Origin of the sequence: Actinoplanes sp. NPDC048796 (assembly GCF_040650035.1) — a bacterium.
Classification (GTDB): domain Bacteria; phylum Actinomycetota; class Actinomycetes; order Mycobacteriales; family Micromonosporaceae; genus Actinoplanes.
Window position 1 is genome coordinate 50,138 of the sequence record NZ_JBEZGO010000005.1, and the last position, 26,217, is coordinate 76,354.

The window sequence follows — 26,217 nt, forward strand, 5'->3', positions numbered from 1 at the left end:
TCGAACGACGGTCCCTTCCGATCGTTGCGGGCGGGCATGACGACGATCGGTGTGGTGACCCACGGCGAGCGGGGCGCGGCCTTCGTCCGCAACCTGACCGGGCACGGCTATCACGTCGCGGTGGCCGACCGGCACGGCGCGGCCGAGATGGCGAAGTCGCTCAGCGCCCCGCGCCTGCTGATCCGGCTGGACGGCTCGGACCTGGACGGCGTCCTGGCCGAGCTGCTGCCCCGGCTCGAGCCGGGGGACGTGGTGGCCGACGGCGGCGCGACGCGGTTCTCCGAGACGGGACGGCGTACGGCCTGGATGCGCGGTTCCGGCGTGCTCTTCGCGGGCTGCGGGATCACCGGCCGGCCGCGCACCATCGAGCACGGGCCGTCCTATGTGGTCGGCGGTGATCGACGCGCGTACGAACGGCTTCGCCCGCTTCTGGCCGCCACCGCGGCCCGCTTCCAGAACGTTCCCTGCGTGGCCTACGCCGGCGCGGGCAGCGCCGGGCACTTCGCGGGCCAGGTGTACGAGGAACTGGCCGCGGCCGAGGCGGAGCTGGCCGCCGAGGCGTACGCCCTGATCGGCGACCGGAAGATCCTGCGGGCCTGGCAGGACGACGAGATGATCACCGAGGCGGCCGTGCCCAGGGACCAGCCGGCGCCGATCGGAACGCTGACGGTGACCCTTCCCGAGATCCGCGCGGCCTGGAACGCGGCCCGGGCGGTCGCCTACGCGCGGGCCTTCGAACGTCTGCGGGTGGCCGGCGCGGCGTACGGCTGGGGCATGGACCTGGCCGCGGTCGCCGGCGCCTGGCGGGGCGGCACCGCGCTGGCCGGGCGCCTTCTGACGTACGCGCGCGAAGCGCTGACCGCGGTACCGGGCGACGGGCTGCTCGACGATCAGCACTTCGCGCTCGCGCTGCGCGACTGGCGCCCGCCATGGCGGCGGGTCGTGTGCGCGGCGACCCGCGCCGGCGTTCCGGTCCCGGCCCTGGCCACGGCGGCCGAGCCGCCTGTCACTGCATCTTCAGTCGATGTCCACTCCCGGCTCCTACGGTGACCGCGACACCGAGCAACCGGAGGAAAACCCCATGTCACACCACCTGGATTCGCCGCAGGCCCGCCAGGATCCGCGCCTGAACATCACCGACCAGTACGTCTTCGACGACCGCGACGCGACCGTCTTCGTGATGAACGTGCGGACCTCGCTCGCCGGTGACCTCGTCGCCGACGGCTTCCACCCCGAGGCCCGCTACGAGTTCCGGATCCACCTGGACGACTCGCCGGCCGAGAACCTGGTCTTCGGCTTCACCTTCACCGGCGGCGCCCTGCGGGTCACCCGCGACGGCGCCGAGATCGCGGCGGGCCGGGTCGGCGTGCCGGTCGACGGCCCGGACGGCCTGCGGGTCTGGGCGGGCCACGCGCTCGATCCGTTCTACCTGGACCTGTCGCAGCTGGCCGCCGTCGACTCCCTGGTCATCCACGGCCAGGAGGCCGAGATCACCGGCTACCTGCCGGGCCAGGCCGCCAACTCGTTCGAGGGCTCCACGGTCTGGAGCATCGTGGTGCGCGTGCCGCACCGCGACGGACAGCTGTTCCCCGACCGCATGATCCGGGTCTGGAGTGCCTCTCTACTGGCCACGGACGCCGGCGGCTGGCACCAGACCGGGCGGGCCGGGCTGCCGATGATCTGGCCGATCTTCCGGGACGCCGGCGGCGACGAGGCGAGCGCGGCCAACGGCACCCACCCGGGCGAGGACTGGGCCCGGTACGGCGGGCAGGTGCGCGGCCTGGTCGCGGCGGCGGTGCGGCGCCTGGGCACCTCGGCCCGGCCCGAGGCGTACGCGCTGGCCGTGGCCCAGCGGATCCTGCCCGACACCCTGCCGTACCAGGTCGGCACGGCCGCGGTGTTCGGCTTCACCGACTTCAACGGGCGGCATCTGAGTGACAACGCCCCCGAGGTGATGTTCTCGCTGGCCACCAACTCGGCGGTGAGCACCGGGCTGGCCCCGGCTCGAGTGAGCGACGAGTTCCCGTACGTCACTCCATCGGCACTCGACGAACACTGACCCTTCCTAGCGTTCCTCCCATGCGAGGAACCATGACGATCGACGACGGCCTGCACGAGTTCCTCGGCGTACGCGATCGACTGCTCCGCATCGCCCGGGGCATCGCCGGCCCGGACGCCGAGGACGTCGTGCAGGACGCGTGGCTGCGCTGGAACGGCACCGACCGCACGGTGGTCCGGGACGCCCCGGCGTTCCTGAGCCGCACCACGACCCGCCTGTCCCTGACCCGGACCACCACCGCGTACGCCCGGCACCAGAGCCCGGTGGGCCTGTGGCCGGCCGAGCGGGCGCACACCGGCGACGACCCGGCCGCGCTGGTGGTGGAGGCCGACCAGCTGCGCGGCGCCCTGGCGCTGCTGCTGTCGCGCCTCGGCCCCCGCGAACGTGTCGCCTACCTGCTGCGCGAGGCGTTCGCCCTCCCCTACCGCCAGATCGCCGGCCTGCTGGGCGTCACCGAGGCGCACGCCCGCCAGCTCATCCGCCGGGCCCGCACCCGGCTCGAGACCTCCGGTGACAGCCGGGTGTCGCCGGTGGACCACCACGACCTGCTGGCCGCGTTCCGCGAGGTCGCCCGTACCGGCGATCCGGCACCACTGGTCAGTCACTCGATGCGCACTGCGCCTTCCTAGCTTGAGTTCACATCCGAGGAACGGAGAACAGAAGTGTCCGACATCGTTCTGGAGCCGGCCGCCCAGGCGTTCGGCGAGGCGGCCGCCCAGCCGCCGTTCGTCTACCAGCTCACCCCGGTCGAAGCCCGCAAGGGTCTCGACAACGTGCAGGCCGGGCTGACCGACCTGCCCCCGGTCGACGACAAGTGGATCACCGTGCCGGCCGAGGCCGGCGACGTCCGGGTCCGCATCGTCAAGCCGGTCGGCGCCACCGGCCCCCTGCCGGCCGTGCTCTACATCCACGGCGGCGGCTGGGTTCTCGGCAACAACGGCACCCACGACCGCCTGGTCCGCCAGCTCACCATCGGCACCGGCTTCGCGTTCGTCTTCGTCGAGTACACGCCGTCCCCGGACGCGCACTACCCGGTCGCGATCGAGCAGGCGTACGCCACCGCGCGGTGGATCGTCAAAGAGGGCGCCGCCGAGGGCCTGGACGCGTCACGCCTGGCCGTGGCCGGCGACTCGGTCGGCGGGAACATGACCGCCGCCGTCAGCATCCTGGCCAAGCAGCGCGGCGACGTCTCCTTCCGGCACGTCTCGATGTACTACCCGGTCACCGACGCCCGGATGAACACCGGGAGCTACAAGCAGTTCGCCCACGGCCCGCACCTGACCGCGGCCGCCATGGCGTGGTTCTGGGACCAGTACGCCCCCGACGAGTCGGTCCGCTCCGAGATCACCGCGTCGCCCAATCAGGCGTCGCTGGAGGACCTCAAGGGCCTGCCGCCGACGTTCCTGCTCGTCGACGAGGCCGACGTGCTGCGCGACGAGGGCGAGGCGTACGCGGCCAAGCTGCGGGCGGCCGGCGTGCCGATCACGACCGTCCGCTACGACGGCACCATCCACGACTTCATGATGCTCAACCCGCTCAAGGACACCCGCGCCTCGCGGGCCGCCACCGCCCAGGCCATCGCGGCCATCACAGTCGGCCTGGCCTGAAGGAGAAGAAGATGAAGCCCACAGTCGTTCTCGTCCACGGCGCCTTCGCCGACTCGACCGCGTGGAACCCGGTCATCTCCGAGCTGGCCAAGCAGGGCATCGACGCCATCGCCGTGGCCAACCCGCTGCGCAGCCTCGCCGGTGACGCCCAGTACGTCCGCGACGTCGTCAACGGCGTCGGCGGCCCGGTCGTGCTCGTCGGCCACTCGTACGGCGGCCTGGTCATCACCGAGGCCGCGACCGGTCTCGACCCGGTGCGGGCGCTGGTCTACGTGGCCGCGTTCGTGCCCGACCGTGGCGAGTCCGCGTTCTCGCTGGCCGGCCGCCTGCCCGGCAGCACCCTCGGCGAGGCGCTGGTGACCTTCCCCCTGTCCGGCGGCGGCACCGAGTTGAAGATCGACCCGGCCAAGTTCCCGTCGCAGTTCGGGGCGGATCTCGAACTGGAGGACGCGATCCTGCTCGGCCGCACCCAGCGCTCGGTGACCCAGAAGGCCCTCACCGACGAGCTGGTCACCGACAAACCGGCCTGGAAGACCCTGCCCACGTGGGAGGTCTACGGCGACGCCGACCGCAACATCCCGGCCGAGCTGTTCCGCTGGCAGGTCCAGCGGTCGTCGCCGCAGGGCGTCCGCGAGGTGCCCGGGGCGTCGCACGCCATCGCCACCTCCCGGCCCGACGAGGTCACGGCGGCGATCCTCGAAGCGGTCGCCTTCATCAGCTGAGCCGCGGCTGCCCGCCGGCAACGGCGCCGGCGGGCACCGCTCATTCCGCGAGGAGACTTCGATGCCTGGGTTCGACGGGTACGAGCTGGAGCAGATCACGGTCGGCGACCAGACGCTCCGGGTTCGCAGGGGTGGTTCCGGGCCGCCGCTGCTGTTGCTGCACGGCTACCCGGAGACCCACCTGTGCTGGTCGGCCGTGGCCGGGGAACTGGCCCGCGATTTCACCGTCGTGGCGCCGGATCTGCGCGGCTATGGCGGAAGCTCCAAGCCGGTGCCCGACGCGGAACATCACGCCTACAGCAAGCGGGCGATGGCCTCGGACGTGCTCGGGCTCATGGCCGAGCTCGGGTACGACCGGTTCGACGTGGCCGGGCACGACCGCGGCGGCCGGGTCGGTTACCGGCTCGCCCTGGACCGTCCCCCGGCCGTACGGCGGCTCACCGTCCTCGACGTCGTGCCGACCGGCGAGGTGTGGGCGCGCGCGGACGACCGCTTCGCCCTGGCCTACTGGCACTGGGCGATGCTGGCGCAGCCGTACCCGGTACCGGAGATCCTGATCGTCCACGACCCGGACTGGTTCTTCTTCGACATCCAGTTCGGCGGCGCGCTGCGCGAGCGCGACGAGTACACCTTGGCCGAGTACTCGCACTTCGTGCACGACCCCGGCGTCGTCCGGGCGATCTGCGAGGACTACCGGGCCGGCGCCACCACCGACCGCGCCGCCGACGACGAGGACCGGGCGAACGGGCGCCGGATCGCCTGCCCCGTCCAGGTTCTGTGGAGCGCCGGCGGCCCGGTCGGCACCTGGTACGACCCCCTCGAGGTCTGGCGCGGCTGGGCCGGCGACGTCACCGGCGAGGGCCTGGCCGGTGGCCACTTCCTGCCGGAGGAGAACCCGGCCGCCGTCCTCGAGAAGCTGCGCCGATTCCACGCGGCCGGGTGAGCCGTGGACGCCGACGCCCGCATGACGGCCCTGCACGCCGCGCACTCCCGCGACGTCTACCACTTCATCCTCAACCTGACGCGCGGCGCGCGGCAGACCTCCGAGGACCTCACCCAGGAGACGATGGTGCGGGCCTGGCGGCACGTCGACGGACTGCCGCCCAGCTCGGAGGAGGAGCGCCGCTGGCTGTTCACGGTGGCGCGCCGGCTGGTCATCGACTCGGTGCGCTCGCGGCGCCACCGCCCGGTCGAGGTCGGCGTGGCCGACCTGACGTGGGCCGCGACCGGGTCGGACGAGACCGGTGACACCGCGCTGGCCTCGGGCACGATGCTCTCGGCGTTCGCGAATCTCACTGCGGCCCACCGGAATCTGCTCGCCGACGTCTATCTGCGCGGCGAGCCGGTCGAACGGATCGCCGACCGGCTCGGCGTGCCGGTCGGAACGGTGAAATCGCGCACCCACTACGCCCGCAAGGCCCTGCTGGCCGCGCTGGCGTAGTGGGTGCGGCCCGGCTACTTCAGGCCGAAGGCCCGGATCACGGTCTGGGTGACCGCGGAGCGGGTGGCCCTGTCCTCGGCGGTGGCCCGCACACTGACGTACTCGGCCGACCTCGGGGCGTCGAGCTTGCCGCGCGGGATGCGCCAGGTGCGGCCGTCGTCGTACGACACCTCGACCTTGACCGCCGTGCGCAGCGCGGTGCCGTCGAGACGGCTGGCGGTCACGCCGAGCGTGGCCTTCCGGGACGCCCGGCCGGACAGGTCGGTCGCCACCGCGTAGTCGAGCTGAACGAGGTCGAGCGGCTCGCCGACGATGTCCTGGCTCAGATCGACGGCGGGCGCCACGAACGACCACGAGGTCGAGGTCTTCGTGCTGTACGGCGTGACCGTGCCGGCGTGGGCCGTCTCGGTGACCAGCCGCAGCGGGGTCGCCCCGGCACCGACCACGACGTCGAAGAACGACCCGTCGACCCGGGCCAGCTCGGTACCGCCCTGGTACAGCGCGGTGCTCTGGGTCAGGCCCTCCTCCATGCTGCCCTGGTGGTGCGGATCGCCGTCACCGAACGGGGCGAGACCGAAGAACGCGACGGCCTCACCGATCCGGGCCGGGCCGCCCCGCTCGAACAGGCGGGGCCGCGCGACCGGGGCGAACCAGCTCGTCCGGCTGGTCCGGCCGACCGGATAGGTGTGCCCGTCGGAGACCTGGTAGACGGGGTGGACACCGGCCTGCTCCATCCAGGAGCCGGCCGAGACCCAGTCGGTGCGCCGGCCCTGGGCGGGAACGGTCAGCGCCGGGCCGTACAGGTAGGCGTCCAGATCGGCGTTCAGGTCACCGCGGGCCATCAGGCCGGTACCGGCGGTGCGGTGACGGAAATCCTGCTCGACCCGGGCCAGGTCGCGCGCCTTCGGCGCCCAGGTGAGGCTGGCCGGCACGGCGCCGGAGAACCACTTGCTCAGGTCGTAGACGTAGTGCGGCGCGGGGTGCGACTCCACGCTCACGTCGGCCCGGCCGAGGCGGGCGATCAGCCGCTCGCCCTCGTCGTGGGCGATGGCGGCCACGGGCAGCGGGGTGACCGGGTCGTCCACCTCCCACCAGGCGTCCAGCCGGCCCTGACCGGAGTTGACGATGACCAGCAGGGTGGCGCCGGCCTTCGCCGCGGCCGCGGCCTGGGCGACAGCCGTGTCGACGTCGACGAAACGTACGACAGCGACCTTGCCCTTCGCCGCCGCGAAGGAACCACCCGGCTTGACCAGGACGGCCTGGCCGCGCCGGACGCCGTCGGGCAGCTTGGCCGAACCCGACTGCCACAGCAGGTCGTCGAAGACCTGGCCGCCCACGGTCAGCGCGAGCGGAGGCTGGACGGCGCTCCAGCGGGTGCCGAAGGTGAAGGCGCCCTGGGTGACCTTCTTACCGGTCGGCGTGGCCCAGATGCTGTCGTACTTGGGGCCGACCACGTAGTCGTCGCCGAACGGGTGCTTGCCGGGGTAGGAGCGGAACACGTCGGCCCGCAGCTGGGCCATGCTCGTGCGCTCCGGGGTGGTCACCTTGGCCGGGACCAGCTTCGTGCCGTCGAGCGTCACCTTCCGGTCGGCGGTGAGCACCACCTCCGGCGCGGCCAGCACGGCCATGCCCAGCGAGTGCGGCCCGCGCAGGCCCGGCACGTCGGCGTACTGCCACATCGCCCACGTGCTGACCGGCAGGCGCAGCGTCAGGGTGCCGGACGCGGTCATCTGGTAGGCGCGGGGCGCGGTGTCGTGCTTGACGTCCTTGACGATGAGCACGCCGGGCAGCGGCTTGCCGTCGGGGCCTTTGGTGTTCACGGTCAGGTTCGCGCGCTCGCCCTCGCGGTTGAGGCCCACCGTCGTCCGCAAGGTCTGCTCGGCGCTTGTCGCCGTCACCGAGCCGATGGCGTACGTGTCGTCGGGCATCGGGTCGAGCGGGGCGACCACTTCGGCCGTCGCCGTGCCGTGGGCGGGAACCGTGACCTGGTCGCGCGGCAGGGTGAAAGCCTCGCTGGTCGACGCCAAATCGAGGGTGACGGCCTTGTCACCGGCGTTGGTGTAGGTGATGGTCCGGGTGTCCCGCTGCCCGGGCGAGTACGGGAACTTCAGGTCGTGGAACGTCGTGCCGGTGGCGAAGAGCGTGCCCTTGACCGCCGCGGCGGCGTCGAGGCGGCCGGTGCCACCGAACTCCACAGGGGACCACGGGGTCGCCTTGGACGTGCTCATCAGCGCGTCCTTCAACCGCGTCCCGGTCCAGTCCGGGTGCGCGGCGGCCAGCAGCGCGGCCGCGCCGGCCACGTGCGGGGTGGCCATCGAGGTGCCGCTCATCGTCTGGTACGAGCCCTCGCCCTCCGGGGCGTACTGCGAGCGGGCGGCCAGGATGTCCACGCCGGGCGCGGTCAGGTCCGGCTTCGGGGCGTTGTCCTCGACCCGCGGGCCGCGGCTGGAGAAGACGGCCAGCCGGTCCCGGCTGTCGGAAGCGCCCACGGTGAGCGCGGAGTCGGCCGCGCCGGGGGCGCTGACCGTCTGCGCGTCCGGGCCGCTGTTGCCGGCCGCGATGACGAACAGGGCGCCGGTCTCGGCGCTGAGCCGGTCGACCGCCTCGCTGAGCGGGTCGGTGCCGTCGCTCGGGCCGCCGCCCAGGCTCATGCTGACCACCTTGGCCTTGGCCGTGCGGGTGGCCCACTCCATGCCGCCGATGATCCAGGAGTCCTGGCCCTCGCCGGCGTCGTTGAGCACCTTGCCCACGTGCAACTCGGCGCCGGGGGCGACGCCGCGCTCCGTGCCGTCCGAGGCGGCGCCGGTGCCGGCGATCGTGGAGGCCACGTGTGTGCCGTGCCCGTGCCGGTCGGTGACCTCCTCGCCGGGCACGAAGCTGGCCGTCTCGGCGATCCGCCCGGCCAGGTCGGGGTGCCCGGTGTCGACCCCGGTGTCGAGGACGGCCACGGCGACGCCCTGCCCGGTGTCGCCGCCGGCCCACACCTGCGGGGCGCCGATCTTCGCGGTGCTCTCGGCCAGGTCGGCGTGGGCCTTCCCGTCGAGCCAGACGCGGGAGATGCCGCCCTTCATCGAGGTGCCCTTGCGGGCCACCAGGGAGCCGAAGAAGTCACCGGTGGTGTCGTGGTCGACGGTCAGCGCGGCGCCGCCGATGCTGGCCAGGGTCCGGACCGCGGTGACACCGGCCGCTTGCTTGCCGGCCGGAGCGACCCCACCGGCGTACTGCACGATCACGGGCGTCGCGCCGGTGCGGGCGTCGTCGTAGCCGTCGGCGATGAGCTTGGTGACGTTGAACAGGTCCTCGTCGAGCAGGCCCGAGGTCACGTACGGCATGGCGGCGTCGGGGTAGGCGTACGTGTCGCCCTTGAAGGTGCTGATCCGGACGCCGCCGGAGGCCCGGGCGACGCCGACGGCCGTGCCGGTCACGGTGATCCGGTCGCCGGTGATGAGGGTGACGGTCCGGGCCTGGCCGTCAGGCGCGGCGACGGGCGCCGGCGCGGGTTGACCGGCCGGCGCCGTCGCCAGGGCGGCGGTCGTGACGACCGCCAGGACTGAGTGGAACAAGACGCAACTCCTGTGGATCGAGGGGTTGCGGTGAAGCATGTGGATATTTGGTTACGTCGTTGTGAAAAACAGACTGGCCATAAAGCGACATGGCGCCGATGCGCCAGCCTTAAGGTTTCAGCCAGCCGAGGTACAGGCCCTTGCCGACGGCCGCGGTCCCGCCGATGAAGCGGTCCTGGGCCAGGGCCAGGAAATCGGCCACCTCGTCCGGGTGCGAGAGCACGTTGTCGACGGCCAGCACCCCGCCCGGCCGGAGCACCCGGGCCGGATGGGGCCACCAGGACGCGTACTCGGACCGCTCGGCATCGAGGAAGAGCAGGTCGATCTCGCCGCTGTCGCGGTGCGCGAGGTAGGCGCCGCCGTCGGCCACGACCCGCTCGACGCCCTGGCCCGACAGGTTCTCCTCGACGCCCGGCCACTGTTCGACGTCGACGGTGGTGACGTGCCCGCCGGTGTCCCGGGCGGCCGCGGCCAGCCAGAGCGCCGACCAGCCGTTCGAGGTGCCGATCTCGACGATGTCCCGCGCCTTGGCGATGCGCACCACGGTGGCCAGCAGCTCGGCCGTGGCCGGCTCGAGGTTGCGCAGGCGCCGCCGCCGGTCCGGCTCGGCCGCGTCGTGATCGAGGCCCGACTGATAAAGCTTTCCCAGGAACGGATTCACGGCGATACCGTACCTGTGTGGACGGTGCGGCGATCGCGGACCTGTTCGGGCTGGGCCGCTTCCGCGGGCTGTCCGGCGGGCCGGTCGCGCGGGGCCGGCAGGGCGAGGTGTGGCGGCTCGACACCTCGGACGGGCGGTGGGCGGTCAAGGTGCCGTTCGAGGCGGCTTCCGTGGCCGGGGCGACCTTCCAGGAGAAGGCGTGCGCGGCCGGAGTCCGGGCGCCGGCCGTCCGGCGCACGGTCGACGGCGCCGTCTCCGGCGAGGACCAGATCCGGGTGTACGAGTGGGTCGAGCTCGGCGCGCCCGATCCCCTGGCGGACCCGGAGCTGGTCGGGGCGACGGTGGCCGCCATCCACCGGGTCTTCGTGCCCGCCGAAGGGCCCGCCGGGGAATGGCACACGGCGCCGGTCGGCGCGGCCCGGTGGGACGAGCTGATCGAGGAGCTACGGGACGCTCCGTTCGGCGGCCGGCTGGCCGCGTTGCGCGACGAGTTGGTGGCGCTGGAGGGGTGGCTCACTCCGCCCGCGGCCGCGCAGACGTGCCATCGCGACCTGTGGGCCGACAATGTGCTGCCCACGCCGGACGGCGGACTGTGCGTCATCGACTGGGAGAACAGCGGGCCGGCCGATCCCGCCCAGGAGCTCGCCTGCGTGCTGTACGAGTTCGCCCGCACCGACCCGGGCCGCGCCCGCGCCCTGACGTCGGCCTACGCGGCCGCCGGCGGCCCGGCCCGGCTGACCCGGACCGGCGACTTCTCGATGCTGATCGCGCAGCTCGGCCACATCGCGGCGCTGGCCGGCGAGCGATGGCTGCGGGGCGACGCGCGGCCGGACGCGGCGGCCTGGATCGGCGAGGTGCTGGACGACTTCCACTCCCGCGAACGGCTTCAGCGGCTCCTCGGCGCGATCCGGCCCCACGGTTTGTAGACCGACAGGACGGTGGCGAGGCTCAGCGCGGTCAGCGACACGATCGGCGGGAAGACCAGGCTGCCCGGGTCGAGTTCGATCCTGCTGTCCTTCGGCCTCGCCGTCTACGCCGTGGGCCACCGGCTCGTCCTCCGCCAGGCCCTGCCCTGGGCCGTCGCGGCGCTGGCCATCGTGCTGGTCCACACGTTCACCGGCCCACCCGGCCTGGTCGGCCTGGTACCCGGGACGGCCTGCGTGATCGTGCCGTTCACCCTGGGCGCGGCCCGCCGCCTGGTGGTGGAGGCTCAGTCCCGCGAGCGCGCCGCAACGGAGCGGCGGACAGCCGACGCCGAACGCCTGCGCCTGTCCCAGGAGGTCCACGACGTGGTCGGCCACGGCCTGGCCGCCATCCAGATGCATCGCCCTCCGCCTGCGCGACACCCGCCCCGCCCTGGCCCACGAGGCCCTGACCGCGATCAGCGCGGCGGCGTGCGTGGCGCTGGAAGAACTGCGCGCCACCCTGGCCGGCGTGACCCCTTCCCCCGGATTGGCCGGCGCCGAGGCGCTGTGCGACCGCCTGCGCGCGGCCGGGGTGTCGGTGACGCTGGCCGTGGAGGGCTCGCCGTCCACGCCACCCCGCCCGCCACCGCCACCTCCACCCCGCCCGCCACCGCCACCCGGCCCTCCACCTTCACCGTCCACGCCGTCCTGCCTCGCACCCTCGCCCCGCCGACCCACCCCACCGCCAACCCCGCCGGCGCTGGTCGCGCCGCGGCCGCGTTCGCGTCGGGAGGCGCCGTGATCTCCGTGCTGATCGCCGACGACCAGGATCTGGTGCGGATGGGCTTGCGGGTGCTCTTCAGGAACGAGGACGGCTTCGCGGTGGCCGCGGAGGCGGCCGACGGGCTGGCCGCGGTCGGCCAGGCCCGGCGCACCCGCCGGACGACGGCGGCGACGGCAAAGCCGGTCACGATGGTGAGCTCGGCCATGAATGACTTGGTTCGAGCCGGCTGTCCGGACCGCCGAAGGTGATATGGCGGACGACGTTCAGCATTCGCGTGAGAGTGGGCGCTACACGGAGGGCCGGCCGGTATCTCGTTGCGGTGGCGGCCTTCTTCGGCCGCCCTGGTGGAGCCGGGGAACGCGACGGCGGTGCCCGCGATGGCTGAGCAGTTCAGAACGGCGGTGGACGCGATGGGTGGGCAGTTCAGAACGGCGGTGGACGCGATGGGTGAGCAGCTCGGGCGGCTATCGCGCCGGCATCGGCAGCGGGGCGCGGGTGGCTCGGTGGTGGAGTGGGTGAGCGGGCCGCGCGTGGCTCGAACCGGCGGGGGTCAGGAGAGGTGGATCGGGTTTACCAGGTCGGCCGTGACTGTCAGCAGCATGACGGCGCCGCCTATCAGGAGGGCGGCCAGGGTTATCGGGAACAGCCTCGTGTAGTCGACCGGGCCGGCGGCTGCTCGGCCCCGGCGGCGGCGGATGGTGTCGCGGGCTCGTTCGTACCAGACGATGGCCAGGTGGCCGCCGTCCAGTGGGAGCAGCGGCAGCAGGTTGAAGACGGCCATGAAGAGGTTGAGGCTGGCCAGTAGTAAGAGGAAGACCTCCCACAAGCCGCGCTCCACCGCCTCGCCGCCCAGGCGGCTGGCGCCGACCATGCTGATCGGGGTGTCGGGGTGGCGTTCGCCGCCGGTGATGGCTTCGAGCACCGAGGGGAGGCGTTGCGGGAAGGCGGCCAGCTGGGTGGCCGTGTTCGCGACCATGTCGCCGGTGAAGGACATGGTGGCGCCGGTCGCGGCCAGTGGGTCGTAGCGCAGGTAGGCCGGCGGCTGCTGGGCGGTGGCGCCCATCATGCCGATCTCGCCGTCGGGGCTTGCGACCCGGGCCACGTCGACCGTGAGGGTCAGCGTCTCGGCGCCCCGCCGGACGGTGAGCGGGGTCGGGCCGGCGGCGGCCCGGACGGCGATGAGGACGTCGTTCCACTGGGGGGTCGGTTTGCCGGCGACGGCCTCGATCCGGTCGCCGGGGCGCAGGCCGGCCTCGGCGGCGGGACAGGTCACGGTGGCGGGGCAGGTCACGGTGGCGGTGGCGGTGGCGGTGGCGGGGCAGGTCGCGGTGGTGGGGACGCACGTGGTCGAGGCGACGATCGGGTCGTCGGACGGGTGGAGGTTGGGCAGGCCGCTGGTGATGGCCATGGTGTAGAGGACGACCAGGGCGATCAGCAGGTGCACGACCGAACCCGAGGCCATCACGACCGTACGTTTCCAGGCCGGGAAGCGCCACATCGCGCGCGGGCGTTCCTCGGGGGTCAGCTCGTCGAGGGCGGTCAGGCCCGCGATGTCGCAGAAGCCGCCGATGGGTAGGGCCTTCACGCCGTACTCGATCTCGCCTCTTTTGACGGAGAAGAGGGTGGGGCCCCGGCCGACGAAGAAGCGGCGCACCCTCATGCCGAACGCGCGCGCCGTGACCATGTGGCCCACCTCGTGCAGGGCGACCGAGAGGGTCAGGGCGAGCAGGAACAGCGCCACTCCGACGAGGTAAGCCGTCACGCGCCGCATCCTACGCGGCCGGTGCCTACCTAAAAGGACGAATATGGGCCGAGGCGCGCCCGAAAGGGGGGCGGGGCGCGCCTCGGCGAGAGGAAAGCTCAGCCGGCCGGGCGGGCGGTGCTGCCCCGCACGACCAGGCGTGGGGTCTCGGTGCGGACGCTCACCCGCGACGACGCGTCGGCGATGGCCTCCAGCAGGGTCGTGGCGACCTGGGCGCCCAGGGCGTGCGTGTCGCGGGACAGGCAGGTCAGGGCCGGGTGGACGATGCGGGTCAGCACCGAGTCGTCGAAGGACACGATCGACAGCTGGCGGGGCACCTCGATGCCCATCTCCAGGGCCACGCCGAGGCCGGCCGCCGCCATCAGGTCGCTGTCGTAGACGATCGCCGTGGGGCGGTCGGCCCGGGACAGCAGGGCCCGGGTGGCCGCCGCGCCCTGGGCGTCGCTGAAGTCGGTCGGCACCGACTCTCCCGCGTGCAGGCCCCGCTCGGACACCTGCGCGCGCAGCGCCGCCGCGCGCCGGGCCGTGTGCTGGTAGACCGGCGGGCCGGCCACGTGGGCTATCCGCCGGTGGTCGAGGGCGGCCAGGTAGTCGACGATCGTGGTCATCGCCTCGGCGTCGTCGGCCCACACGCTCGGCAGCTGGTCGGGTTCGCCGGGCAGGCCCAGGGTGACGGCGGGCAGGCCCAGCTCACGCACGACCGCGATGCGCGGGTCGTCGAGTTGGAGGTCGACCAGGACCAGGCCGTCGACGCGATGTTCGGAGGCCCAGTGCCGGTACAGGTCGATCTCGGCCGCCGTGTCGCGGACGAGTTGCATCTGCACGGCCGACGAGTGGGCCGAGAGCACGTCCTGCATGCCGTACAGGATCTGGGTGTAGAACTGTTCGGACCCCAGCGTGCGCGGGTCGCGGGCGAGGACCAGGCCGACGACGCCGGCCTGGGCGCCGCCGAGCGCGCGGGCGGCCCGGTGGGGCCGCCAGTTCATCTCGCGGGCCACCTCGAGGATGCGCGCGCGGGTCTGCTCGCTGACACCCGGCCGTCCGTTGAGCGCGAACGAGACGGCGCCCGGCGAGACGCCCACGCGCTTGGCGATGTCGGCGATGGTCGGCCTGTTACCCACGTCGCGCACGCTACCGCAGCTATAGCGGTTTAGCCAGCAGCGGGTGTAGAAAACAAAAAGAACATGAAGCGTTGACTATAGCGCTTTAGTTACTCACGATGATGTTTCGCCGACGTTTCCTGGTCGACGCCGACCTAAGGCTCAGGAGCTTCACCACCATGCGAATCACGAAAGCAGCCGTCGCCACCGTGGCGGCTCTGTCCCTCGGACTGACCGCCGCCTGCGGTGGCGGCGACGGCGACAGCGCCAAGAGCGACGAGATCACCGGCAGCATCACGCTGCAGACCTGGGCCCTGACGCCCAAGTTCACCGACTACCTCAACGGGGTCATCGCCGGCTTCCAGGCGAAGTACCCGGGCACCAGCGTCAAGCTGCTCGACCAGCCGGGCGACGGCTACTCGGAGAAGGTCCTCGCGCAGGCCTCCTCGAACACGCTGCCCGACGTGGTCAACCTGCCGCCGGACTTCGCGCTGCCGCTCGCGCGCCAGGACCTTCTGGTCGATGTCAGCAAGGACAACGACCTGTCCAAGACGTACGTGCAGGGCGCGGTCGACGCGTACAAGTTCAAGGGTGTCGACGGGGTCTACGGCTATCCCTGGTATCTCAACACCGACCTCGACTACTGGAACGCCAAGCAGTTCAAGGCGTGCGGCCTCGACGCCGACAAGCCCCCGGCCACCACGCAGGAGCTGTTCACCCAGGCCGCGACCATGAAGGCCAGGTGCCCGGACGACTACCTGATGAGCCGTAAGCCCGACGTGTCGGACTTCGTGCGCGCGGGCATCCCGATCGTCAGCGACGACGGCAAGAGCTTCGTCTTCAACACCGACCAGGCGGCCGCGCTGGTCGACCAGTACCGCGACGCGTACGCCAAGGGCTACATGCCGCCGAGCGTGCTCAACAGCGACTACCAGGGCAACTCGAAGCTGTTCACCCAGGGCAAGGTGGCCTGGACGACCGGCGGCGCCACCGGCCTGGCCGACTTCGAGAAGGACAACCCGAGCCTCAAGGGCCAGATCGCGGTCAGCAAGGCCCTGGACACCCCTCCGCTGTACGTGCAGGGCGTGAGCGTGTCGGCCAAGAGCAAGCACCCCGCGACGGCCAAGGCGTTCGCCGAGTGGATCACCAACGCCGACAACCAGAACAAGTTCGGCCACATCGTCAACGTCTTCCCGTCGACCATCGCGTCCGAGCAGGACAGCTACTTCGGCAAGGACGACGGCACCCCGGGCGGCAAGGCCCGCTCGCTCGCCTTCAGCGAGCTCAAGGACGCCAAGAACCTCATCCCGTACGAGGTCAACTCGGACATGCAGACCTTGCTCGACCAGCAGATCGCGCTCGCGGTCAAGGGCGACGAAACCAGCAAGAAGGCTCTCGACGACGCCGTGGCCCGGATGAACCAGCTGCTGGCCAAGCAGTGAGGACCGGTGGCGGCCGGTGGGTCCCCCCGATAGCGCCGGCCGCCACCCCCGAGGAGATCTTGTGAAGACACATCGCTGGTTCACGCCGTGGGTTCTCACCCTTCCGGCGCTGGCCTTTCTGCTGGTGTTCAGCGTCTGGCCCTCCATCAACACCCTGCGGCTCTCGTTCACCGACGCCAAGCCGCTGGGCGGTGACACCGACTTCGTCGGCGTCGGCAACTACACCGAGCTGCTGCACGACAGCCAGGTCTGGACCGCCCTGCTCAACAGCGCGATCTACATGGCCATCTGCCTGCCGCTGCTGACGATCCTGCCGCTGCTGCTGGCCGTGCTCGTCGAGCGCAAGCTGCCGTTCATCGCCTTCTTCCGCACCGCCTTCTACGTGCCGGTCATCGCCAGCGCGGTGGTGGTCGGCCTGATGTGGACCTGGTTGCTGGACGACCGCGGCCTGATCAACAACCTGGCCCGGTGGCTGCACGTCATTCAGGGACCGGTGCCGTTTCTGACCGACCGCTGGCTGGTGCTGATCAGCGCGATCAGCCTGACCGTCTGGAAGGGCCTCGGCTACTACATGATCGTCTACCTGGCCGCGCTGGGTAACGTCCGCAAGGACCTGCACGAGGCGGCGGCCATCGACGGCGCCGGCCCGGTGCGCCGGTTCCTCACGGTCACGGTCCCGGGCGTACGGGGAACCATGTTTCTCGTCGCTGTTCTGACCAGCGTCGCCGCGCTGCGCGTCTTCTCCGAGCTCTACATCCTGACCGGCGGCAAGGGCGGTCCGGGTGGCAAGGACCAGTCCCTGGTCATGCTGATCCAGCAGTACGCGGGCGGGTTCTACGGCAACCTCGGGTACGCCTCCGCGCTGAGCGTGCTGCTGTTCGTCGTCACCGTGGTCCCGATGGTGGTCCTCGCGCGCCTCAACAACCGGAGTGACTCGTGAAGAAGATCGGCGAGCCCTCGACCGGCGAGAAGGTCCTGCGCTACGTCCTGCTCCTGTTCGTCCTGCTCATCACGGTCGGCCCGTTCCTGTGGCAGCTGTCCACCTCGCTCAAGGGCGCCGGCGAGGACATCTACACGCGGACGCCGAGCTTCATCCCGCACGAGCCGACGCTGAACAACTACAGCCAGGTGGCCGAGGCCATCCCGGTCTGGCGCTACATCGGCAACTCGCTGCTGGTGGCCGTGCTGACCGTGGGCGGCAACATCCTGTTCGCCACCGCCGCCGGCTACGCGATCGCCCGGCTGCGCTTCCGCGGCCGCAAGATCGTGCTGGGCCTGTTCCTGGCCACGCTCATCCTGCCCGGCGAGGTCACGATCATCTCGCAGTACGTGACGGTCCGTGACCTGGGCCTGGCCGACACGCTGATCGGCGTCGCCCTGCCGGGCATGGTGGCCGCGCTGAACGTGCTGCTGATGTTCAACGCGTTCCGCTCGCTGCCGCAGGAGATCGACGAGGCCGCCGTCATGGACGGCGCCACGGTCCCGCAGCGGCTGTTGAGGGTCTCGCTTCCGGCCGTACGGGGAACCCTCGCGGTCGTGGCCATCTTCGCGTTCATCCAGGCCTGGGACGACTTCCTGTGGCCGCTGATCGTGCTGACCTCGCCCGAGAAGTACACGCTGACGGTGGGCCTGCAATACCTGTCCGGCACGTTCACCCAGGACCAGCGCCTGATCGCGGCCGGCACGATGATCGCCTTCATCCCGATCGCGATCCTGTTCAGCGCGTTGCAGCGCTACTTCTTCAAGGGCGTCGAGGAGGGCGGGGTGAAGGGCTGACCCCGTCCTTGTAAAACCGAGAGAAAGCGCACCATGAGATACGGCGTCAACTACACCCCCTCGGCCGGCTGGTTCCACTCCTGGCTGGACTTCGACCCACGCTCGACAAAAAAGGACCTCGAGGCGATCGCGGCGCTCGGCGTCGACCACATCCGGCTCATGCCGCTGTGGCCGCACGTGCAGCCCAACCGCGGCCTGATCCGCCCGCGCGCGCTGGCCGACGTGGTCACGGTCGTGGACCTGGCCGCCGAGTGCGGCCTGGACGTCAACGTCGACGGCCTGCAGGGCCACCTGTCCAGCTTCGACTTCGTGCCGGCGTGGCTGTCGAGCTGGCACCGCCGCAACATGTTCACCGATCCCGACGTGGTCACCTCGACCGCGCACTACCTGCGCCGGCTGACCGCCGCCGTGGCCGACCGGCCCAACCTGCTCGGGGTGACCGTCGGCAACGAGACCAACCAGTTCGCGGCCGCGCCGCACCCGTTCCCGCACCCGGTCACCGAGGAGGGCGCCGGGATCTGGCTGTCGCGGCTGACCGGGGCCGTCCGGGACGAGGCCGGGCCGGGCACGGTGGTCACCCACGCCATGTACGACGCCGCCTGGTACGACGACACCCAGCCGTTCGGGCCGGCGCACGCCGTGGCCCACGGCGACGAGACGGTGGTGCACTCGTGGGTGTTCAACGGCGCCGCGCAGACCCACGGCGGGATGGGTGAGGGTTCCGTACGGCACGCCGAATATCTCTGCCGGCTCGCCGCCGCCTGGCACACCGACGCCGCCCGGCCGGTGTGGCTGCAGGAGGTCGGCGCGCCGACCAACGTGGTGGCCGAGGCCGACGCCCCGGACTTCCTCGAGGCCACCCTGCGGCACGTCGCGCGGATCCCGGAGCTGTCCGGCATCACCTGGTGGTGCTCGCACGACGTCTCGCGCGACCTGCTCGACTTCCCCGAGCTCGAGTACGACCTGGGCCTGATCACCAGCGACGGCCGCGTCAAGCCGACCGGTGAGCGTTTCGCCGCGACGATCGAACAGATTCGCAAGGAATCCCACACGGTGGAACAATCGATGGCGCTTGTGCTCGACGACACCGTTCCCGGATACCGTGCCGCCTCCGGGCCCACCCGCGAGTTCTACCGCTCGTGGCTGGACCTGGCGGGCGACGGCGCCGGCCCGCAGATCGTCCTCGCGTCCAAGGCCGGCGACGCCGAACTGCTCTCCGCCCGCGGCATCACCGAACTCCGCCGTCCACTCGAAAGGCCCTGACATGCACGACGACATCCCGCTCACCGTGGGACGCGCGACCCGCGTCCTGGCCGAGCGCATCCGGCCCGCCATCCACACCGGCAGCGTGCCGTTCGAGGTCGAGGTCCACGCCCTGCCCGGCGAGCCCATCCCGCCCGCCGAGGGCCTGGCCCTGTCGTACCAGCCCTACACCGTCGGCACGCCCTGGGGCCCGGCCTGGAACACCACCTGGTTCCGGCTGCGCGGCACCGTCCCGGCCGAGTGGCGCGGACGCCACGTCGAGGCCGTGGTCGACCTCGGCTTCGACATCAACATGCCCGGCTTCCAGTGCGAGGCGCTGGTCTACCGCCCCGACGGCAGCCCGGTGAAGTCGATCAACCCGCGTAACCAGTGGATCCCGGTCGGCGACGGCGAGACCGTCGAGCTCTACCTGGAGGCGGCGGCCAACCCGGTCCTGCTCGACTACCACCCCTTCCTGCCCACCCAGGAAGGCGACATCCAGACCTCCTCGCCGCGACCGCTCTACACGACCCGGCGCATGGACCTGGCCCTGTTCGACGAGCAGACGTACGAGCTCGCCCTCGACGTCGAGGTCCTGCTCGAGCTTCAGGCATACCTGCCGGCGACCGCGCCGCGCCGGATGCGCATCCTCCAGGCCCTCGACAACGCCCTGGACGTGCTCGACCTGCAGGACATCTCCGGTACCGCGGCGGCCGCCCGCGCCGAGCTGGAAGAGGTCCTCTCCTCCCCGGCCGAGCGGAGCGCGCACCACCTGTCGGCGATCGGGCACGCGCACATCGACTCGGCCTGGCTGTGGCCGGTCCGCGAAACCATCCGCAAGGTGGCCCGGACCGCGGCCGGCATGACCGAGCTGATCGGTCTCGACCCCGATTTCAAGTACGGCATGTCCAGCGCCCAGCAGTACGCCTGGCTCAAGCAGCACCGCCCCGAGGTGTTCGAGCGGGTCGTCAAGGCCGTCGGGGAAGGACGGTTCATTCCGCTCGGCGGCATGTGGGTCGAGAGCGACACCGTCATGCCGACCGGTGAGGCGCTGGTCCGCCAGTTCACGTACGGGCAGCGGTTCTTCCGCGAGGAGTTCGGCGTCGAGTCGCAGGGCGTGTGGCTGCCGGACAGCTTCGGCTACTCCCCCGCGCTGCCGCAGCTGATCCGCCGGGCCGGCTTCCAGTGGTTCTTCACGCAGAAGATCTCCTGGAACCAGGTGAACAAGTTCCCCCACCACACCTTCCTGTGGGAGGGCATCGACGGCTCGCGGGTCTTCACCCACTTCCCGCCGATGGACACCTACAACTCTCAGCTGTCCGGCTTGGAGCTGTCCAAGGCCACCAACCAGTTCCGCGAGAGCCGGCTCGCGTCGCGGTCGCTGGCCCCCGTCGGCTGGGGCGACGGCGGCGGCGGCACGACCCGCGAGATGGCCGGCAAGGCGCGCCGGCTGCGCTCGCTGGAGGGCAGCGCCACCGTCGAGTGGGAGCACCCGAACGAGTTCTTCGACAAGGCGCGGGCCGAGCTGCCGAACCCCGCCGTGTGGGTGGGCGAGCTCTACCTGGAGCTGCACCGGGCCACGCTGACCAGCCAGCACAAGACCAAGCAGGGCAACCGGCGCAGCGAGCACCTGCTCATCGAGGCGGAGCTGTGGGCGGCGACCGCGGCCGTACGCGCGGGCGCGCCCTACCCGTACGAGAAGATCGACGCGCTGTGGCAGGAGGTACTGCTGCACCAGTTCCACGACATCCTGCCCGGGACGTCGATCGCCTGGGTGCACCGGGAGGCCGTGGCCACGTACGAGCGAATCCGGGTCGCCACCGAGGCGATCATCGCCGAGGCTCAGGCCGCGCTCGTCGGCGAGGGTTCGTCGGCGATCGTCCTGAATCCGGCGCCGTTCGCTCGCGACGGTGTTCCGGCTCTCTCGGCGGCTCCCGCGTCACCCGCTTCGGGCGAGGTTTCGATCGACGGCAACGTGCTGTCGAACGGCATCGTGTCGGTGACCGTCTCGGACGAGGGCCTGATCACCTCGGCGGTGGACCTGGCGACCGGGCGCGAGACGATCGCGGCCGGGCAGGAGGCCAACCTTCTGCAGCTGCACCAGGATTTCCCGAACCAGTGGGACGCCTGGGACGTGGACCGCTTCTACCGCAACAAGGTGACCGATCTGCGGTCGCTGTCGTCGCTGGAGTTCAGCCAGGACGCCAACGGCGCGCACGTCACCATCGTGCGGGAGTTCTCGAAGTCGACGGTGAAGCAGACGCTCACCCTGGCCCCGGGCAGCCGGACGCTGCGCATCGACCAGGAGACCGACTGGCACGAGACCGAGAAGTTCCTGAAGGTCGCGTTCCCGTTCGCCATCCAGGCCGAGCACGTCGCCGCCGAGACCCAGTTCGGCTATCAGAAGCGGGTCACCCACACGAACACGAGCTGGGAGGCGGCCAAGTTCGAGGCCTCCATGCACCGCTACGTGCTCGTCGAGGAGCCCGGCTTCGGGGCCGCGCTGATCACCGACTCGACGTACGGATACGACCAGACGCGCGACTCCACCGAGGAGCACGGGGTCACCACGACGGTGCGGCTGTCGCTGCTGCGGGCGCCGCGCTTCCCCGACCCGGAGACCGACCAGGGCCCGCAGACCTGCGCGTACGGCCTGGTCATCGGGGCCGGCGTCGCCGAGGCGACCGAGGCCGGCATCGCGATGAACCTGCCCGCACGCGCGGTGACCGGCGCCCACGGCTTCGAGCCGCTGGTCTCGGCCGAGGGCGACGGCATCGTCATCTCGGGCGTGAAGCTGGCCGACGACCGCAGCGGCGACCTGATCGTCCGCCTCTACGAGTCCCGCGGCCGCCGGACCACCGGCACGCTGCACGTCCACGCCGACTTCACCGCGGCCCAGGAGGTCACGCTGCTGGAGCGCCCCCTCCAGGGTTCCGGGGACGCGCTGACGCTGACCCTCACCCCGTTCGAGGTGCGGACCATCCGCCTGTCCTTGTAGTCACACGCGGAAGTGGCCCACCAGCGTCTGCAGCCGGTGGGCCGTTTCGCTCAGTTCGGTGACGGCGTCGCGTGATTGCGCGACGCCGTCGTTCGTCACGCGGGAGGCGCCGGCCAGGCCGTCGATGTTGGCGGCGATGCCGCCGATGCCCTCGGCGGCCGCGGCCACGCCGCGGTTCATCTCCGAGGTGGTGGCCGTCTGTTCCTCGACGGCGCTGGCGATGGTCGTCTGGAAGTCGTTGATCTGGGTGATGACCGAGGTGATCTCGCTGATCGCCTCGACCGCGCCGGCCGTGTCGGTCTGGATCTGCTGCACCCGGGCGGAGATGTCCTCGGTGGCGCGGGCCGTCTCCTGAGCCAGTTCCTTGACCTCGCCGGCCACCACGGCGAAGCCCTTGCCGCTCTCGCCCGCGCGGGCCGCCTCGATCGTCGCGTTCAGCGCCAGCAGGTTCGTCTGCTCGGCGATCGAGGTGATCACCCGGATGACCGTGGCGATCTCGGCCGACGAGTCGCCGAGCTTGCCGACCTGTTCGGTCGTGCGTTCCGCGATCGACACCGCCTGCGAGGCGACCCGGGCCGCCTCGGCCGCGCTCTGCGCGATCTCGGTGATGGCCACGCCCATCTGTTCGGCGCCGGCCGCCACCGTCTGCACGTTGAGCGAGACGACCGAGGCCGTCTCGGCCACCAGTTCGCTCTGCCGGGCGGTCTCGGTGATGGCGCCGGTCATCGACTCCGAGGTCGACGACATCCGGGCCGACGCGCCGGACACCTCGCCGGCCGCGCCGGTCACCGCGCTCACCACCCCGCGCAGGTCGGCCAGGGCGGTGTCGAGGTCGTGGGCCATCAGGCCGACCTCGTCGCGGGTGGTCACGTCGGCCGTGACGGTCAGGTCGCCGCGGGCCAGGCCCTGCAACGCCCGGCGCACCCGGACCAGCGGCTTGGTGACCGAGATGACCACGATCCAGGCCAGCGCGATCACCACCAGCGAGGCCAGGCCGACCGCCACCCACATCACGTGGTTGCCGTCGGCGCGCTGGGCGGCCGACGACTTTTCGGCCGCGGACACGACCCGGGCGAACTCGTTGCGCGCGTTCTCCAGCACGGCCGACACGAGGTAGTTGTCGACGCCGATCTGGGCCCAGCCGAGCCGGGCCGTCTGCGGGTCGCTGCCGGCGCCGGCCACGTAGCGGGTGATGACGTCGATGTACTCGTCGTACACCGTGGTCAGCTTCGACACCGTCGCCGCCTGGCCGGCGGGCAGCTCGATCGCGGCCAGGTCGGTCAGCAGGCCCTTGGTCCGGTCGATCTGGTCGTCGAGCTCGCCGGCCTGGTCGGCCGGTTTCTCGCGCACGATCGCCTGCAGGCCGCTGGCCTTGAGCTCGCTGGCCATCCGGTCGAGCTGCAACACGTACGTGCCGGCCAGGTTGAGCCGCTGGAGGCGTTCGGCGGTGCGGTTGGCCTGCCACGACGACCAGGTGCTGACGCACAGGCAGGTGATCAGGCCCAGGAGGCTCACGACGACCAGGCCGGTCAACTTGACAGCTACGGGGCGGTCGAGGAACGCCGCGGCGAGCCTCGTCTGAAAACGGCTCACGCCAAGTCCGATTCCTTGTAGTAGCCGCCGTCGATCAGGACCGTTTTCAGGTTGGCCTTCTCGACGCTGACCGGTTGGAGCAGGAACGCCGGGACGACCTTCACCCCATTGGCGTACGTCTTGGTGTCGTTGATGTCGGGGGTCTCGCCGGTCAGCACCTTGTCGGTCATCTGCACGGTCACCTTCGCCAGCTCGCGGGTGTCCTTGTAGACCGTCTGGGTCTGCACGCCCTGCTTGACGAGCTTGACCGAGTCGAGTTCGGCGTCCTGCCCGGTGACGACGGGCACCTTTTTCTTGTATTTCTGCAACGTCTCGATGATGCCGCGGGAAATCCCGTCGTAGGGCGAGAGAACGGCGTCGAGGGTGACGTCGTTCGCCTTGATCAGCTTTTCCATCCGGGCCGCCGCGAGCTTGCCGTCCCACTGCGGCGTGGTCACCTGCGCGAACTGTTTCTGGCCGCTGGGCACGGTCAGATTCCCGTTCTTGAGGTACGGGTTCAGCACGCTCATCGCGCCGTTGAAGAAGAACCGGGCGTTGTTGTCGTCGGCCGAACCGGCGAACAGCTCGATCCGGTACGTGCGTTTCGCCTTGGCCAGACCGAGATGATTGACGATCGTACGGCCCTGCAGCACCCCGACTTTGAAATTGTCGAAACTGGCGTAGTAGTCGACGTTCGCCGACTCCCGGATCAGCCGGTCGTACGAGATCACCGGGATGTGCTTGTCGTGCGCGGCCGCCAGCTGCGATTTGAGCTGTGTGCCGTCGATCGAGCCGATGACCAGCGCGCGGTCCCCCGCGGCGATCATCGCGTCGAGCTGGTCCTGCTGCGTGCCGACGTTGTTGTCGGCGTACTGCAGATCGGCTTTGTAACCGAGCGCCTCGAACTGCTTGACCATGTTGTCGCCGTCGGCGATCCAGCGGGCGCTGTCCTTGGTCGGCAGGGCGATCCCGATGGTCCCCGGATCGGGCGCCGCCCCGGCGTCGATCTCGTCGCCGGCGCATGCGGAGACACCCACCAGCAGAAAGGCGGCGATCAACGCCGCACCGCGCCTGAACATCCCGGCCTCCCGTTGTAGGGCTCGTTGCCCTGTTCGGCCGGTTCGCCTGATCGCTGAGCGTTAAGCGGCTTGTCGCTCCCAGACCACGTCGACGCCGGTCTCGCCGGGAGCCTCCGGCTCGCGGGCCACCCGCTCGACCTCGGTGAAGCCGGCCTTGGCGGCGACCGCCCCCGAGGCGCCGTTGGCGGCGTCGTGCAGGATGACCAGCCGATCGACGCCCGGGAGGGTGAGACCGACCTCGCTGAGGGCGCGGACCGCGGTGGTCATCAGGCCACGACCGGCGAAGCGCGTCCGCATCCAGTAGCCGATCTCCAGCTGGCCCGGTCCGCGCCGGGTCATCAGGCCGATCGAGCCCGCGAGTTCGCCGGCCGGGGTGAAGATGGCGTAGTTGAACTCGGTCGCCGTCTCCCATTTCTCGGCCGACCTCTTGATGAAGTCGCGGGAGGCGTCGTCGTCGTAGGCGCCCGACGCCCACGGCATGAAAGGCGCCAGTTCGGGCAGCGACTCGCGGACGGCGGCGGTGGCTTCCTCGGCGAACTCGGGCGCCCAGCGCCGGAGCACGATCTCGCCGGCGTCGATGGTCTCGGGTGGCAGCATGGCGGACAGCCTCCTCGCCCGTCTCCCGCTCCGGCAACCGGTTTTCACATCGCGCCACAAGAATGGCGCGTGTCCCCACTGCGCGGAACCTGTGAATGGCGACCCTTCACTTCCACCGTCCCTTTTACCGATGATTCCGGGGAAATTCGTGTCCGCCGGGAAGCTCACTTCTCTGAAATCCGGTTGACGCCCGACCGCCCCTTGGCGATGTTGTCCGGATGGACAGCGAGTCGATCAAGCGCTTCATGACCGATGGGTTCATCAAAATGGAGCAGGCGGTGCCGCCGGATGTCACCGCGGCGCTGGAAACCACGCGAGTCGCTCGGCTCCTTCCCCCTGCGGTTTCCGCACGATGAGGAGCCGGACGACGCCGGATGGCACGAGGGCAGCTACCAGCCACCCGGTGAATCCGGCAACTGGGTCAACGTGCACACCACCGGCCGGGCGCTGCTCATGCTCTTCCTTTTCACCGACGTCGGCGGAAACGACGCACCGACCCGGATCCGCGTGGGGTCTCACATGGACGTGCCGCCGGTCCTCGCCCCGTACGGCGAACGCGGCACCCCGATGATGACGGTAGCTTCCGAAGTGGCGGCGGCCTCGGAGCATCGGGCTGTCACTGTGGCCACCGGCCGCGCCGGTGACGTCTTCCTGTGCCACCTCCTCGTGCACGCCGCCCAGCCGCACCATGGCAAACACCCTCGTTTCATGGCGCAGCCGCCGCTCGACCCGAGCGACGACCTCTGGCTCGGCCCCTACGTGCTGCGCGTGACCGACGCCGAGCCCTCGCCGATCGGCGCAACCATCCGGACCGCCCTGCACAGCAGTTGACCAGGCGACGGGATCAACGGCGACCCCCGCCGACCGGCAGTTCCTGACGGTCGGCGACGCTCGTCGCCGGCCTGTG

At 71.2% G+C, this 26,217-nt stretch carries 22 protein-coding genes; 15 read left to right on the forward strand and 7 right to left on the reverse strand.

Features of this window, described 5'->3' with window-relative positions; all coding sequences use genetic code 11:
• Nucleotides 1–36: 36 nt before the first annotated feature.
• From AB0C26_RS21825 to AB0C26_RS21855, 7 genes are all read left to right on the forward strand, one after another.
• The gene (locus AB0C26_RS21825) at nucleotides 37–1,050 is read left to right on the forward strand and encodes an NAD(P)-binding domain-containing protein (RefSeq protein ID WP_360250176.1); all 1,014 of its coding nucleotides are present in this window, start codon (nucleotides 37–39) and stop codon (nucleotides 1,048–1,050) included.
• Nucleotides 1,025–2,059 (forward strand): DUF4331 family protein, encoded by a 1,035-nt coding sequence (locus AB0C26_RS21830; protein ID WP_360250179.1) that lies wholly within the window; start codon nucleotides 1,025–1,027, stop codon nucleotides 2,057–2,059. Before AB0C26_RS21825 ends, AB0C26_RS21830 begins: the two co-directional genes overlap by 26 nt.
• A gap of 20 nt (nucleotides 2,060–2,079) precedes the next feature.
• Nucleotides 2,080–2,688, forward strand: coding sequence for a sigma factor-like helix-turn-helix DNA-binding protein (locus AB0C26_RS21835; protein ID WP_360250181.1), 609 nt, complete (start codon nucleotides 2,080–2,082; stop codon nucleotides 2,686–2,688).
• Nucleotides 2,689–2,721: 33 nt separating this feature from the next.
• Nucleotides 2,722–3,666, forward strand: a complete 945-nt coding sequence (locus AB0C26_RS21840) for an alpha/beta hydrolase (RefSeq protein ID WP_360250183.1) — start codon at nucleotides 2,722–2,724, stop codon at nucleotides 3,664–3,666.
• Between the two features lie 11 nt (nucleotides 3,667–3,677).
• On the forward strand, nucleotides 3,678–4,388 hold the full coding sequence (locus AB0C26_RS21845; RefSeq protein WP_360250186.1) for an alpha/beta hydrolase: 711 nt from the start codon (nucleotides 3,678–3,680) through the stop codon (nucleotides 4,386–4,388).
• Between the two features lie 61 nt (nucleotides 4,389–4,449).
• Entirely contained in the window at nucleotides 4,450–5,331 is an 882-nt protein-coding gene (locus tag AB0C26_RS21850; RefSeq protein ID WP_360250189.1) for an alpha/beta hydrolase, read from the forward strand.
• Nucleotides 5,332–5,334: 3 nt separating this feature from the next.
• Nucleotides 5,335–5,829 carry a sigma-70 family RNA polymerase sigma factor gene (locus tag AB0C26_RS21855; RefSeq protein WP_360250192.1) on the forward strand — a complete coding sequence of 165 codons (495 nt, stop codon included), beginning with the start codon at nucleotides 5,335–5,337 and terminating at the stop codon, nucleotides 5,827–5,829.
• Nucleotides 5,830–5,843: 14 nt separating this feature from the next.
• Here the strand turns inward: AB0C26_RS21855 and AB0C26_RS21860 are convergent, their stop codons facing one another.
• On the reverse strand, nucleotides 5,844–9,392 hold the full coding sequence (locus AB0C26_RS21860; protein WP_360250195.1) for a S8 family serine peptidase: 3,549 nt from the start codon (nucleotides 9,390–9,392) through the stop codon (nucleotides 5,844–5,846).
• A 109-nt stretch (nucleotides 9,393–9,501) separates the two neighbouring features.
• Nucleotides 9,502–10,053 carry a class I SAM-dependent methyltransferase gene (locus AB0C26_RS21865; protein ID WP_360250197.1) on the reverse strand — a complete coding sequence of 184 codons (552 nt, stop codon included), beginning with the start codon at nucleotides 10,051–10,053 and terminating at the stop codon, nucleotides 9,502–9,504.
• A gap of 17 nt (nucleotides 10,054–10,070) precedes the next feature.
• On the opposite strand from AB0C26_RS21865, the gene AB0C26_RS21870 reads away from it, so the two are divergent.
• Nucleotides 10,071–10,979, forward strand: a complete 909-nt coding sequence (locus AB0C26_RS21870) for an aminoglycoside phosphotransferase family protein (RefSeq protein WP_360250199.1) — start codon at nucleotides 10,071–10,073, stop codon at nucleotides 10,977–10,979.
• Nucleotides 10,980–10,991: 12 nt separating this feature from the next.
• Nucleotides 10,992–11,990, forward strand: coding sequence for a histidine kinase (locus tag AB0C26_RS21875; RefSeq protein ID WP_360250201.1), 999 nt, complete (start codon nucleotides 10,992–10,994; stop codon nucleotides 11,988–11,990).
• 302 nt (nucleotides 11,991–12,292) lie between these two features.
• On the opposite strand, the gene AB0C26_RS21880 is transcribed toward AB0C26_RS21875, so the two are convergent.
• Together AB0C26_RS21880 and AB0C26_RS21885 are read right to left on the reverse strand one after the other, a co-directional pair.
• The gene (locus tag AB0C26_RS21880; RefSeq protein WP_360250203.1) at nucleotides 12,293–13,504 is read right to left on the reverse strand and encodes a site-2 protease family protein; all 1,212 of its coding nucleotides are present in this window, start codon (nucleotides 13,502–13,504) and stop codon (nucleotides 12,293–12,295) included.
• A 98-nt stretch (nucleotides 13,505–13,602) separates the two neighbouring features.
• The gene (locus tag AB0C26_RS21885; RefSeq protein ID WP_360250206.1) at nucleotides 13,603–14,625 is read right to left on the reverse strand and encodes a LacI family DNA-binding transcriptional regulator; all 1,023 of its coding nucleotides are present in this window, start codon (nucleotides 14,623–14,625) and stop codon (nucleotides 13,603–13,605) included.
• A 158-nt stretch (nucleotides 14,626–14,783) separates the two neighbouring features.
• On the opposite strand from AB0C26_RS21885, the gene AB0C26_RS21890 reads away from it, so the two are divergent.
• From AB0C26_RS21890 to AB0C26_RS21910, 5 genes are all read left to right on the forward strand, one after another.
• Nucleotides 14,784–16,046, forward strand: coding sequence for an extracellular solute-binding protein (locus AB0C26_RS21890; protein WP_360250209.1), 1,263 nt, complete (start codon nucleotides 14,784–14,786; stop codon nucleotides 16,044–16,046).
• A gap of 61 nt (nucleotides 16,047–16,107) precedes the next feature.
• A complete protein-coding gene (locus AB0C26_RS21895; protein ID WP_360250212.1) occupies nucleotides 16,108–16,986 on the forward strand; it encodes a sugar ABC transporter permease in 879 nt (292 codons plus the stop codon).
• The gene (locus tag AB0C26_RS21900) at nucleotides 16,983–17,822 is read left to right on the forward strand and encodes a carbohydrate ABC transporter permease (protein ID WP_360250215.1); all 840 of its coding nucleotides are present in this window, start codon (nucleotides 16,983–16,985) and stop codon (nucleotides 17,820–17,822) included. The genes AB0C26_RS21895 and AB0C26_RS21900 overlap by 4 nt, the downstream gene beginning before the upstream one ends.
• 33 nt (nucleotides 17,823–17,855) lie before the next feature.
• Nucleotides 17,856–19,085 (forward strand): glycosyl hydrolase, encoded by a 1,230-nt coding sequence (locus AB0C26_RS21905; RefSeq protein ID WP_360250218.1) that lies wholly within the window; start codon nucleotides 17,856–17,858, stop codon nucleotides 19,083–19,085.
• 1 nt (nucleotide 19,086) lies between these two features.
• Nucleotides 19,087–22,062: a glycoside hydrolase family 38 C-terminal domain-containing protein gene (locus tag AB0C26_RS21910; protein WP_360250221.1), complete on the forward strand. Its 2,976-nt coding sequence runs from the start codon at nucleotides 19,087–19,089 to the stop codon at nucleotides 22,060–22,062.
• On the opposite strand, the gene AB0C26_RS21915 is transcribed toward AB0C26_RS21910, so the two are convergent.
• The 3 genes from AB0C26_RS21915 to AB0C26_RS21925 are packed head-to-tail and all read right to left on the reverse strand — an operon-like array spanning nucleotide 22,063 to nucleotide 25,310.
• Nucleotides 22,063–23,655, reverse strand: a complete 1,593-nt coding sequence (locus AB0C26_RS21915; protein ID WP_360250224.1) for a methyl-accepting chemotaxis protein — start codon at nucleotides 23,653–23,655, stop codon at nucleotides 22,063–22,065.
• Nucleotides 23,652–24,713: a multiple monosaccharide ABC transporter substrate-binding protein gene (gene chvE, locus AB0C26_RS21920; RefSeq protein ID WP_360250227.1), complete on the reverse strand. Its 1,062-nt coding sequence runs from the start codon at nucleotides 24,711–24,713 to the stop codon at nucleotides 23,652–23,654. The genes AB0C26_RS21915 and chvE overlap by 4 nt, the downstream gene beginning before the upstream one ends.
• A 60-nt stretch (nucleotides 24,714–24,773) precedes the next feature.
• On the reverse strand, nucleotides 24,774–25,310 hold the full coding sequence (locus AB0C26_RS21925; RefSeq protein ID WP_360250230.1) for a GNAT family N-acetyltransferase: 537 nt from the start codon (nucleotides 25,308–25,310) through the stop codon (nucleotides 24,774–24,776).
• 288 nt (nucleotides 25,311–25,598) lie between these two features.
• Here AB0C26_RS21925 and AB0C26_RS21930 point away from each other — a divergent pair, with 288 nt between their 5' ends.
• Nucleotides 25,599–26,141, forward strand: coding sequence for a hypothetical protein (locus tag AB0C26_RS21930; RefSeq protein ID WP_360250233.1), 543 nt, complete (start codon nucleotides 25,599–25,601; stop codon nucleotides 26,139–26,141).
• Nucleotides 26,142–26,217: the final 76 nt, after the last annotated feature.